The sequence below is a fragment of the Marinobacter shengliensis genome (assembly GCF_030297115.1).
GTDB classification, from domain to species: domain Bacteria; phylum Pseudomonadota; class Gammaproteobacteria; order Pseudomonadales; family Oleiphilaceae; genus Marinobacter; species Marinobacter shengliensis.
In genome coordinates, this window is the sequence record NZ_AP028062.1 from 3,377,732 (window position 1) to 3,389,005 (window position 11,274).

Below are 11,274 nucleotides of genomic sequence, written 5' to 3' on the forward strand. Positions count from 1 at the left end.
ATCAGATTTTTCGGTTTTTGAATAACAACAGGGCGCCGATCAGCGGTGTGGCACACCAGAGCGCCAGGCCCAGCCAGAGCCCTCCGGTGCCGATGGGCAGGTCTGAGCCCAGGCTGAGTACACCGCTCAGCTGGTTGCCATCACCGAAGGCCACGATGTTGAGCAAGCGGTAGATATCGGTGGGGTTCAGCATCAGCAGCCATGGCAGCAGCTCCGGGTTGAGCTTGCCCTCGCTGGCAACGAGGATGCCCAGCAGCATCAAGTCAAAGATCAATACGAAGAAGAACCAGATGGCCAGGGCCAGGCCTGCGGCTACGGGTTTCTCGCTGACCCGGACGCTGACCAGGTATGCCAGGGCGATGAACCCCCACCCCAACAGAACGGTTGAGCCGATGAACCGGCCCATGGCGGCCGCCAGGGCACCGACGGCGACGTCGTCTACCAGTACGGCGATGGCGATGGCCGCAACCCCGAACCCGATGAGTGTGGCCAGGGCCAGGGTCAGGCCGTGGCCGAGGAATTTGCCGAGCAGGAGCTGGTTTTTACTGAGTGGGTAGGTCATCAGCAGCAGAAGTGTGCCGCCCTCTTCTTCACCCACGATGGCGTCGTAGGCAAGCAACAGGGCAATCAGCGGTATCAGGAAGATACCAAGGCTGGCCAGGCTGGCAATGGTGGCCGGCGTGGAGGCGTAACCCACCTGCCCGGACGCCGCCGCACCAAACCAGGCAATGCCCAGAGCCAGGGTGGCAAACACCAGGCTGATCGCCACCAGCCAACGATTGCGAAAGCTGTCGCTGAGTTCCTTGCGGGCAATGGTCCAGATAGCATTCATTGGCCACCTCCCCGGTGGGCCAGTCCGCCCGACCCGATGAAGTGGACGTAGATATCTTCCAGGCTGGGCTGGTGTATTCCCAGGTCCGCCACCTCTCCGGAGTTCATCAATGCGTGTATCAACGCCATTTTTTCCTTCGGTCTCACGTCCACTTGCAGGCGTCCGTTGTTGCTTTTCATGAGTAGCCCGGCGTTGGGGCGTGCACCGTCAATCGCTTTCTCCAGCGCCATCATGGTGGTGGCCGGCTCCAGGCTGAGGGTGACCGGCATGTTGGCCTGGCGGCGAAGTGCCGGCAGGTCGCCGGCGGCTTTCAGGGCGCCGTCGGTGAGGATGGCAGCCCGGTCAATGTAGGGTTCAACACCGGGCAGGACATGGGAGCACAACACAATGCCCGTGCCGTCATCCCGCAGGCGCCGCAGCAACCGGTACAAATCGGCCGTTGCCACCGGGTCCAGACCAACCGTGGGTTCGTCCAGCATCAATAGCTTCGGCTTGCCGAGCAGCGCCTGGGCCAGGCCAAGGCGCTGGCGCATGCCCTTGGAGTAGGTTTTGGTGCGGGCATCCATGGCATCGCCCAAGCCAACCTGCTCCAGCAGCTCTGGCACCTGCTTCAGGCTGGCACCTTTGAGCCGGGCAAAATGTCTGAGGATTTCCCGCCCAGTCAGCTGCGGGTAGAACATCACGTTCTCCGGCAGATAGCCTATGTGTTGGCTTACGTGGGGATCACCGGCTTCGCCACCCAACACAGAAACCTTGCCCTGGGTCGGTTTCATCAAACCCAGAATGAGTTTGATCGAAGTGGTTTTACCCGCCCCGTTGTGGCCAAACAGTCCGAGAATTTCCCCCGGCTCCAGCCGCAAGTCCACGCCGTGGAGCACCGTCGCCTTATCGTAGCGGTGGCTCACATTGTCCAGTCGAAAGCAGTTCATCGGATCTCCGATTGCAGGTGTTCGGGAATTCGCATCAACGGTTTGGGATCACTCACCCCGGCAGACTTCACCACCGGAAACGCATCCTGCACCCAACGCAGGGTGTCCACCGCCGGGCTGAACATCAGCACCCGCGCCTCCGGGTACTTCCACAACAAGCGGTCCACGTTGTCATTAGGCTCGTAGGGCACATCACCAATGCCATCCTGGTTACGATCCCAGCCCAGATAATCACTCCAGAAATTCCCTCGCCCATCCTTCGCCCAGGACTGGGTACGAGTGGCCACATACTTCACCTGCCGCTCGTTGTTCACAAAGGCATTATCAAACACCTCGTTCTGTTCGGAACCGGCGGTCAGATGAATGCCGATATTGCTGTTGCCGAAGTAGTTACCCTCGAAGGTGTTGTACAGCGAGTTATAGATGAACACCGCCTTGCCCTCGCCTCCGGAAATCATCACCCCACCGGTTTGCCCCTGAGACACCCCGGTGACCACATTGCCTTTGAGGGTGGAATTGGTGATGAAATTCATCAGAATCCCGTAATTCTCATCATTCTCCGACCGGTTATTCACCACCGTCAGATACTTGCTCTGCATCAACGCATACCCCGTGCGAGTGCCACGGGTCACATTGCCTTCCAGCAGGTTGTGCATGGAGTACATGTAGTGAATGCCATAACGCAGATCCGACATCACGTTATTGCGAATCTTGTTGTTATTCGCCGTCTCGATATAAATCGCATCCCGGGTCTGGCGAATGTCATTTCCCTCAATCAACGCCCCGGTGGTATTGAACAGATGAATCCCGTTGCCCCGATCCTGGGACCGAAGGTTTGTATCCCCCCGTATCTCGTTATTCCGGACAACCACATCCGGCGTCGCATCCAACCACACCCCAAAGGCCGGCCCCTGAAGCCGGTTATCCGCAACAACCGCCCCCTTAGCTTCCCGAGCTACAAAAATCCCCGCATCCAACTCATTCAGATCCTGCCCCCAGTTGCGCACCACGCAACCGGAAAACGACACCCCCTCCGCCAGAATCTCCACAGCATGCCCTGCCCCGCCGGCATCAATCACCGAATCCTCAGCACAGGACACAGAAACGCCGGGCACCCGGATAACCAATGGCGGAAGCTGCTCGGAAGGAAGCTCGAACGATGCGCCTGGCTCCAGGGCATCCAGCTGATCTTGCAGGTTGGCACTTGCGGTCAGCGAAATCAGAGCGACTGACAGGGCCACCCCATAACGCAAAAGTTGATACATCAATCGTTCTCTGAGCGATGAAAGTTTTCGAATCCCCGGCCCGAGGTCCGGCAATCCGAGAGGAGACTGCTTTCCAAAACTGTGCGGAGCCATGGATGGCGGAGCCCAAGCGTCACATGGATGTGCCGAAGGAGCGTGTTTTGGAAAGCAGTCTCCTCTTGGATTGCTCCTCCCAATCCAATGGGAGGAGCCGGGACTCAGAGAAAGAGCCCCGGAAAAGAGAAGGTCAGGCCTTCTCGACCAACATGCGACCACCCATCTCCATATGCAGCGCATGGCAGAACCAGTTGCAGTAGTACCAGTAAACCCCAGGCTTACCCGCCGTAAAGGTCACCGATGCCGTCTGCTGAGGACTGATCTCCATACTCACACCATGGTTCACCATACAGAACCCGTGAGTCACATCCTCAATGGAGTCCAGATTGGTCACAACCACCGTAACCTCATCACCCTCCTTCACCTTGAACTCCAGCATCCCGAACTGAGGTGCCACAGAGGTCATGTACACACGAACCTTCTTGCCATCCCGGATAACCTTGTTATCCGCTTCCAGCGTCACGCCGTCTTTCTCGGCCTGCGCACGGGTAGAGGCAAAATAAGGATCGTTACGGTCCCAGATCTTCTTCGGACGGATCTGGTCACGGCGCACAAGGATGCAGTCGTGCGGTTCAGCGAAAGCAGGGCCGTCGTGTACCAGTTTCATTTCCTCGCCGGAAATATCGATCAGCTGATCGTTCTCCGGGTGCAGCGGGCCTACCGGCAGGAAACGGTCCTTGGAGAACTTCGACAGCACCACCAGCCACTTGCCATCGGCATCGCGTGATTCGGTCAGCGACGCGTGGTTGTGGCCCGGCTGATAGTGAACGTCCAGCTTCTGGCGGATGTAGTTCACGTCTTCGCCATTGTAGTGCTTGATCGCATCCGCGATGTTCCACTTGGCCACCTGGCTGTCGATAAACAGCGTGGTGTAAGCATTGCCGCGACCATCGAACGTGGTATGCAGAGGCCCAAGACCCAGCTCCGGCTCCGCAACAATCGGATCGCGGTCACCGATCTTGTCATCAAACAGATCATTGAGCTTGTCGATGGCAATGATGGACACGGTCGGAGACAATTTGCCGTTGGCAATGAAGTACTTGCCATCGGGGGAGGTATTCAGGCCGTGAGGGTTCTTCGGCACCGGAATGTAACGGGTAACGTCGGAACCCTTGCGCCCCTCAACCACGGGCACCTTGGAATCACCGATGGTTTTGAAGTTGCCGGCTTTCACGGCCGCTTCAATACGCTCAACGTTGAACACCACCACCCAGTCACGGTCGTTACGCATGGTACCGGCCAGGTCTACCGCCTTCTCGGAGTTGTAGCAGGTAGAGGCTGCGTACTTGCCGGTGAAGTCCGCATCGGTGTTATCCAGATTGCCGTCGACAATCACCTGCCAGGCTACTTCCATAGTGTCTGCGTCTACGGCCGTAAACATGGTGTAGCTGTTCTCAAGGCTGTAATCGCTGCCATCGTTCGGCTGTGGAATCACGAATTCCGCGTTACAGAAAACATACTTGGTGCGCGGCACCTTCTGAAGACGCAGACCGTGAATCGCCTGAACGTTCGGGATATGGGTGACCTTGTCAGTCTTGAAGATATCCAGGCGGATACGGGCAATCCGGCTGTTGGCCTTGTCGTTGATGAACAGGTACTTGCCATCGTAGTGGCCATCGTCCATCGAGACGTGCGGGTGGTGACAGTCACCGTTCAGGTACAGCTTGTCTTTACCCAGGATTTCCTTGCTTTCGTCAGTGATGCCCCAGCCGGTGGCAGAGTCCACGTTGAACACTGGAATTCGCATCAGCTCGCGCATGGACGGAACACCCAGAACACGCACTTCACCCTGATGCCCACCGCTCCAGAAGCCGTAGTACTCATCCAGCTCCCCTGGCTCAATATGGGCCTTGTTGCGGGCGTCTCGGGCTGCGGCGGCGAACGATTCGCGGGTCATCATGGTGGTGCCGAGGCCAGTTGCACCAGCCACGCCGGCCAGGGCCGCGGCCCCCATAAAGCGGCGACGGCTCAGGCCACCTTCGGGAACCTCCGGTGCGTTCTGGCTCAGATCATCTTTCTTGCTCATAGCGACAACTCCGTTATTGGTTATGGCGGTTTTAGCTTCTCATGGCTTTTTATAGGTACTGCTCAGTTCACCTGAACCACGGGGATCTCCTCCGGGTGGCCCGGTGCGTTGTGACCACGGCGTTTGCCCCGGCGCTTGACGATCAGCGGTGGGCACTTGTGGTCATCGAAATAGGTCATCTGGCAATCCAGGCAGTAGTGGCACTCCATGTAATTGATGTGCCCATCCGGATGGATAGCCTGCACCTCACATTCGTGGTCGCAGAGGCGGCAGGGGTTACCGCACTCTTTGCGGCGCTTGAGCCAGTCGAACACCCGCAGCTTGGAAGGCAGAGCCAGGGCGGCTCCCAGCGGGCACAAGTAGCGGCAGAACACCTTCCGGGTGAACAGGTTGACCACCAGCAACAACAGGGCGTAAGTGACGAAGGGCCAGGTGCGATCGAAGCGGAGCGTAATGGCGGTTTTGAAGGGTTCCACCTCTGCCATTCTTTCTGCGGTAGCAAGCGACTCCAGGGAAACACCAAACAACACCAGAAGAATGATGTATTTGATGGCCCAGAGGCGCTCATGCACGGCAAACGGCACGGTGTACTGGGGCACCTTCAGTTTGCGGGCAATTTCGTTGGTCAGTTCCTGCAGGGCGCCGAACGGGCACAGCCAGCCGCAGTAAACCGCTCGCCCCCAGAGCAATATGATGCCGGCCACCACCGACCAGAGAATGAACAGCATCGGATCAATCAGGAAGGTTTCCCAGCGGAAGCCGCTGATCACGCTGTTTACAAAGGTCAGCACGTTGACGATCGACAACTGCCCCAGCGCGTACCAGCCGATAAAGAACAGGGTGTAGGTCAGAAACGCGTGGCGAACCCAGCGCATCATGCGCGGCTTTTGCACCAACCAGTCCTGGAAGAACAGGATGAACAGCAGCACGCCAATACCCAGTCCCACCACGATGATCTGGAACTGCTTCTGATACCAGACCTGAACCCACATGGGTTGCTCTTCCAACCACTCTTCCTGGGTAAGCTCGGGTTCCGCACGGGTGTAATACTTGTCAGGCAGTTGGTATTCCAGGGGGAACACCGCAAATTCACTGTCCAGAGGGCCGGTCTGGCGTTTTACTGTCAACTCCAGGGACCAGGGCTCGCCGGGGTCGAAATTGTATTGCTGGCGAATGATGAAAATGGCCATTTCCGGCAGGCGCGGCATATCGCCCAGGTACACATCGCTCAGGCGATAGTAGTCCAGGTCACGGAAGTTGAAGGTGTCTCCGAACTGGCGAATCTGCAAGCGATCGAAGATACCGCCACGCACATAGCCTGAACCACGGAAGGAGTAGGAACCATTAGCCAGCACCGCAATGGCATGCTCACCTTCCTTCAACTCAGACATCAACCACTCGTACTGGCGATCACCCAACAGGTTACGGCCAATGGAAGGCACATCCAGGTAAGCGGTGTATAAATCGATCAGGGGTTCGTCACGCTGATCCGGTGCGGCGGTTTCAAAACCCTCTGCCGGCCCACCGGCAAAGGCATCATCCACCTGGCCCCGGGTCAGCAGCATCCGGCGAATGGACCCGTCACCGGTTAATTCTGTCCAGGAACGTTGCCGAAAGCTGTCCTTGATCACTTCAGCCTTGGGTGGCCGCTTACCAACGCCAACGCCTTCGACCAGGCCCAGCTCACCGCCAACTCGATGCGCCGTGCGCATAATGACTTCGTTGATGACCATGACCGTGACGGTCGCACCAGACAGTCCATCCACCGCCACCCTGCGTTCGGACGTTTTTCCCCCAACGGTTACTCGCTGGTCAGCTTTCAGGCCGGCGTATTGATCAGTGAACTCATGCATCTTGGCTTCGGGAATACCGATCAAGAGAATCGGTTCATCGTGATGGATCACCCGTGCGCCTTTGATCTCGCCTTCGGTATCCAGCACCACCATGGCGTTCAAGGGCTTACCGGAGTATGCCGGGGTTTGCACGAAATCGAGGGTCTGGTAGGCGTAGCCCACCAGTTCATCGCCGGCGTAGAGTTCCTGGATGGCCCGGTTGTCTTCCCGGGGCTCATAGCGAGTGACCGACGGAATGGCAACCTGGATCACCTGCCGGCCGGCAACGGGCTCGTATTCACTGAGCGACGTGGCGCTGGCAACCGATGCAAGAAGCATCAATGCCAGCATTACGAGAACAGATTCCCTGAACACTCAAACCCCCAATCCAATCGGAATACAACTAGGGTGGACAATGATTGATAAAAATCACATACCTCTTTTTGGATACGCCAGCGGCGTAACCGGACCGGTTCAGCCCAGGCTCACGGCCTGGCCGGATTGATCGAGGGGTAGGTAATTGCCAACGTTACCCATACGGATGCTTTCGACCATCATGGTCATGGGTTGCTGGGCTTCATCACTGGAGGGTTCTATGCCGCCACGGCCAGACATGGCCGCCACGAACACCATATCCCAGTCTTGGCCGGTGGTTCGGGATTCTTCAGCCAACACAGTGAAGTCTGGCGCTTCCTCAGGGGTTTTATCCACGCAAATCACCGGGGTCAGCGCCCCACCCTCACCACGTTCGAAGGCGGCCCGCTCGGCAGCGGATGCATCATCTGGCAGCTCGGCTTTGCAAAACACGAACAGGAATCGCTGGGGCTCATGTTCGTTCTGGCTGGCCTTCACAAGGTCCTGGTAACTGCTGATCATAATGATGCCCCTGACTTGGCGAAAATTGGAAAAAAGGGCCCGGAGGGCCCGAAAGCTACTGACTGATTTCGATCAGTCGCTGAGGGTCGGAAATAAACAGTTTGCTGCGGTTCACCCGAACCAGGCCGTTGGACTTTAGATCGGCCAATATCCGGGAGAAGGTTTCCGGCTGCATGGCCAGGCGCGAAGCCACCAGGCATTTGGGCAGGGGCAGTTCAACTTCGCCCCCTTCCAGGGCGCCATTAGGCAGCAGGTCAATCAAGTAGCGGATCAGGCGGTCACGGGCGTTCTGGACGGTCATGATTTCCAGGTCGTGGAACCGTGTGACGGCGCGCATGGCGTAATGGCGAAGCGCGGCCTGGGCGTACTCCGGGTGCCGGTCGAGCAGGTCCTGATAGGCTTTGACCGGGATCATCAGCACTTCGCTGGATTTGAGTGCTTCGGCGTAGCAGGCGTACCTTGGCGGATCGGCGTAGATCATGACTTCGGCGAAGCAGTCGCCGGGGGCGATGCTGTCGAGGGTTCTGTCGATGCCGGAGGAGTCCAGGCGGTAGAGTCTGAGGCGGCCGCTGATCACAAAGAAGAAGTGGTGCGCTGGCATGTCCTGGCGGTAGAGCAGCTGGTGGTGGCCGAGACGCAGGCGCCGGGACTGCTGGATGAGGTAGTCCAGGTCGGGGGCTTTGAGGCTGCGGAACAGGGCGTGGCTGCGTAGTGCTTCCAGGCCGTCTTCTTCATCAAGCGGTTTGTTGATGGCGACGAGTACGGGTTTGGTGTATCGGCTTTCGGCGCTTTGGGTGACGGCCATTGGAGTATCCTCTCTGCATATTCATGCATTCAATATCTTGTTTTAAATAGTAGAGGGATAGTGGTGAAAAATCGCTCCCCCGATGGGGGTATAAGGCGGGTTCTTGTTGAGTAGTTGACTTAACTCAATTATTCGCTTTGCTAACCAAACTGGAAATCAGATCATGGAGTTTGGCCAGCAGTTGTAGACCCTTCCAAAACACGCTGTGAATACATCCCTGTACGCTCTGCTCCGCCATCCCTGGCTCCGCAAGGTTTTGGAAGGGTCTACAACTGCCGGCCTTCGCACTCCGGAGTGATATTCCTATTTATTGCATCAACGGCGAATCCGGCAACTCCAGGTCGACGCCTTCTATGCCGGTTTCAACGGCCAGGACTTGCAGGTACTGGCGGAACGCGCGGCGGGTGACGCTTTCGCTCAGGTATTGGCGAATCTGGGGTTTGACGTGTTCGTACGGGAGCTGTTCGCCGTCGATTCGTTGGTCTACCCGGACGATGTGCCAGCCGTAGCGGGTTTCGATGAGTTCGGGATTCAAACCTTCAGTGAGGCTCAGTACCGGGCGTTCGAATTCTTCGACGGTCTGGCCTTTGCTGATCTGCCCCAGGCTGCCGCCCTGGTGGCGGGATTCGCAGGCGGAGTATTGTTTGGCCAGTTGGTTGAACTGTGAGCGGCCGTCCAGGAGGGCGGTCAGGAGTTGTCGGCCGGCTTCTTCCTGGCGCATGCGTTCTTCGATGTCGTCCGGGGCGGCAGCCAGGAGTATGTGGCTGACGGCCATGATGGTGGGGCTGCAGAATCGGCCGGGGTTGGCGGCGTAGAAGCGTTCGCAGTCCTGTTCTTCGGGGTCCGGGACGTTGAGTTCGAGTTCCAGTACCCGGGCGATGCGGTCTTCTTCGTCTTCGATGTTGTCCAGGTTCAGGCGGCTGGCCTGTTGCAGGAGTAACTCGCGGATGACGAGGCTTTTGGCGGCTTCGTGCCAGGCTTCGGCCAGTTCTTCGGCGGGATGGTGCTGCATTTCCCGGGCGATGTCGTCTTCGTGGATCAGCGTGCCACCCACATACACCGGAGGGAACTGGTTTCTGGGTTTGCCGGCTTCGCCGACGGGGATTATTTGCATGTTGCTTCTCCAGAAAGATTCTTTGCCACGGAGCCGGCAGGCTCCGTGGCAATCTCATCATTACGCGCGTTTGCGAACCACCTGGTACTTCCGTCCGAAATATTCCACCGGCACGCTGAGCATGTGCACCAGTCGGGTGAACGGGAAGAGCACGAAGATGGTCAGGCCAAGGAAGATGTGGGTTTTGTAGATCCAATGCACATCCGCAATGTGGCCAGCCACACCGCCCTGCAAGGTCAGCACGCCTTGTGCCCAGGCAGAGAACTTGAGCATTTCGGAGCCGTCCAGGTGCCCCATGGTGGGCAGGATGGTGGCCAGGCCGAGGGCGACCTGCACCACCAGGATGATGATGACCAGATTGTCAGCGACGGTGCTGCTGGCACGAACCCGCGGGTCGGTCAGGCGGCGGTAGGCGAGCATGGCGCCGCCAATCAGGCACATAACGCCGGCGATGCCGCCGACCACCACGGCCATGACCTGTTTCTGGCCGGGCGTCATCAGCCATTCGTAGGCCCATTTCGGCGCCAGCAGGCCAACCAGGTGGCCGAGGAAGATCACCAGGATACCCACATGGAACAGCACGCTGGCCAGTACCATGTTTTTCTTTCTCAGCATCTGGCTGGAATGGGCTTTCCAGGTGAACTGACCGTGGTCATAGCGCGCCCAGGTTCCGATGAACAGGACCGCCAGGGCGATGTACGGGTATACCCCGAAAACCAGTGTGTGTAGATAGGACATTGTCATTTCCTCCTGCGCTTACGCGCGCCCTGCCTGACGGGGGGTAGCGTCCGTCATCAGCTGATCGCTCAGGTGAATGGTCTGGGTCTGTTCCAGCTCACGACGGCGTTGTCCAACCACGCCACCGGTGCTGCAGGAGCTGCCCTGGTCATCCACAAATTTCACCATTTCTTCTTCCCAGACCTTGTCCAGGGCTTCCGGCGTGTCGTCGCGCTCTTCCGAGGCAACGATCTGGGCCAGTTCCTGGCGGTTGGTCTGGCGGCCGGACAGCACCAGCAGCGAATCCATCACCACGTGGTAGACGCTTTCACGCTGGTACAGCCGCTCGCCGAGCAGGCCGAGGATGTGATGGATGTCTTCCAGCCAGTTCCTGATTTCGTCCCATGGCCGGGTAGAAAGGTATTCCAGGAACAGCGGCAGGTAGTCCGGCAGTTCCCGGGCATCAATCTCCAGGCCATTGGCCCGGTATTGTTCCATCAGGTCTACCATGGCCTGGCCGCGGTCACGGGACTCGCCATGAACATGCTCGAACAGCAGCAGGGAGGTGGCCCGGCCCCGGTCGAAGGTGCCTACGTAGGATTCCTGAAGGTCCATCAGGTCTCCGTCGCACAGGCGGTCGATGCAGGTCAGCAGCTGTTCCTTGTTCTGCCGGGGCAGCCGGCTGTCCTCCAGGACAGCGGCTACCAGGGCGTCTTTGGATTGCTGCAGTTCGTCGGTGGGGTACTCGAGCACCCGCGCCAGTACTTTCAGAAGTTGCATAA

The 11,274-nt window shown here is 58.3% G+C and carries 10 protein-coding genes; all 10 read right to left on the reverse strand.

From position 1 onward, the window contains the following. Position 1 precedes the first annotated feature (1 nt). Positions 2-832, reverse strand: a complete 831-nt coding sequence (locus QUE75_RS15485; RefSeq protein WP_058092703.1) for an ABC transporter permease — start codon at positions 830-832, stop codon at positions 2-4. Continuing rightward, complete coding sequence (locus QUE75_RS15490) at positions 829-1,761, reverse strand: ABC transporter ATP-binding protein (protein WP_286251518.1); 933 nt, start codon at positions 1,759-1,761, stop codon at positions 829-831. Before QUE75_RS15490 ends, QUE75_RS15485 begins: the two co-directional genes overlap by 4 nt. Then, on the reverse strand, positions 1,758-3,026 hold the full coding sequence (locus QUE75_RS15495; protein WP_286251520.1) for a nitrous oxide reductase family maturation protein NosD: 1,269 nt from the start codon (positions 3,024-3,026) through the stop codon (positions 1,758-1,760). Before QUE75_RS15495 ends, QUE75_RS15490 begins: the two co-directional genes overlap by 4 nt. Positions 3,027-3,252: 226 nt before the next feature. Further along, positions 3,253-5,148, reverse strand: coding sequence for a TAT-dependent nitrous-oxide reductase (nosZ, locus tag QUE75_RS15500; protein ID WP_286251522.1), 1,896 nt, complete (start codon positions 5,146-5,148; stop codon positions 3,253-3,255). A gap of 62 nt (positions 5,149-5,210) precedes the next feature. Then, positions 5,211-7,331, reverse strand: coding sequence for a transcriptional regulator NosR (gene nosR / locus QUE75_RS15505; RefSeq protein WP_286251524.1), 2,121 nt, complete (start codon positions 7,329-7,331; stop codon positions 5,211-5,213). 123 nt (positions 7,332-7,454) lie between these two features. Continuing rightward, the gene (locus QUE75_RS15510; protein ID WP_106694745.1) at positions 7,455-7,856 is read right to left on the reverse strand and encodes a ribonucleotide reductase subunit alpha; all 402 of its coding nucleotides are present in this window, start codon (positions 7,854-7,856) and stop codon (positions 7,455-7,457) included. A 55-nt stretch (positions 7,857-7,911) separates the two neighbouring features. After that, positions 7,912-8,661, reverse strand: a complete 750-nt coding sequence (locus tag QUE75_RS15515) for a Crp/Fnr family transcriptional regulator (RefSeq protein WP_286251527.1) — start codon at positions 8,659-8,661, stop codon at positions 7,912-7,914. Positions 8,662-8,968: 307 nt separating this feature from the next. After that, on the reverse strand, positions 8,969-9,775 hold the full coding sequence (locus tag QUE75_RS15520; protein WP_286251528.1) for a peptidylprolyl isomerase: 807 nt from the start codon (positions 9,773-9,775) through the stop codon (positions 8,969-8,971). A 60-nt stretch (positions 9,776-9,835) separates the two neighbouring features. Then, complete coding sequence (gene narI, locus QUE75_RS15525) at positions 9,836-10,513, reverse strand: respiratory nitrate reductase subunit gamma (RefSeq protein ID WP_286251530.1); 678 nt, start codon at positions 10,511-10,513, stop codon at positions 9,836-9,838. A gap of 18 nt (positions 10,514-10,531) precedes the next feature. Continuing rightward, positions 10,532-11,272, reverse strand: a complete 741-nt coding sequence (narJ, locus tag QUE75_RS15530; RefSeq protein WP_286251532.1) for a nitrate reductase molybdenum cofactor assembly chaperone — start codon at positions 11,270-11,272, stop codon at positions 10,532-10,534. Positions 11,273-11,274: the final 2 nt, after the last annotated feature.

Bases quoted from the DNA above. Each gene is read 5' to 3' on its own strand.
- QUE75_RS15515 (WP_286251527.1), bottom strand. From the start codon at position 8,661: ATGGCCGTCACCCAAAGCGCCGAAAGCCGATACACCAAACCCGTACTC.
- QUE75_RS15485 (WP_058092703.1), bottom strand. From the start codon at position 832: ATGAATGCTATCTGGACCATTGCCCGCAAGGAACTCAGCGACAGCTTT.
- nosZ (WP_286251522.1), bottom strand. From the start codon at position 5,148: ATGAGCAAGAAAGATGATCTGAGCCAGAACGCACCGGAGGTTCCCGAA.
- QUE75_RS15520 (WP_286251528.1), bottom strand. From the start codon at position 9,775: ATGCAAATAATCCCCGTCGGCGAAGCCGGCAAACCCAGAAACCAGTTC.
- QUE75_RS15510 (WP_106694745.1), bottom strand. From the start codon at position 7,856: ATGATCAGCAGTTACCAGGACCTTGTGAAGGCCAGCCAGAACGAACAT.
- narJ (WP_286251532.1), bottom strand. From the start codon at position 11,272: ATGCAACTTCTGAAAGTACTGGCGCGGGTGCTCGAGTACCCCACCGAC.
- narI (WP_286251530.1), bottom strand. From the start codon at position 10,513: ATGTCCTATCTACACACACTGGTTTTCGGGGTATACCCGTACATCGCC.
- QUE75_RS15490 (WP_286251518.1), bottom strand. From the start codon at position 1,761: ATGAACTGCTTTCGACTGGACAATGTGAGCCACCGCTACGATAAGGCG.
- QUE75_RS15495 (WP_286251520.1), bottom strand. From the start codon at position 3,026: ATGTATCAACTTTTGCGTTATGGGGTGGCCCTGTCAGTCGCTCTGATT.
- nosR (WP_286251524.1), bottom strand. From the start codon at position 7,331: ATGCTGGCATTGATGCTTCTTGCATCGGTTGCCAGCGCCACGTCGCTC.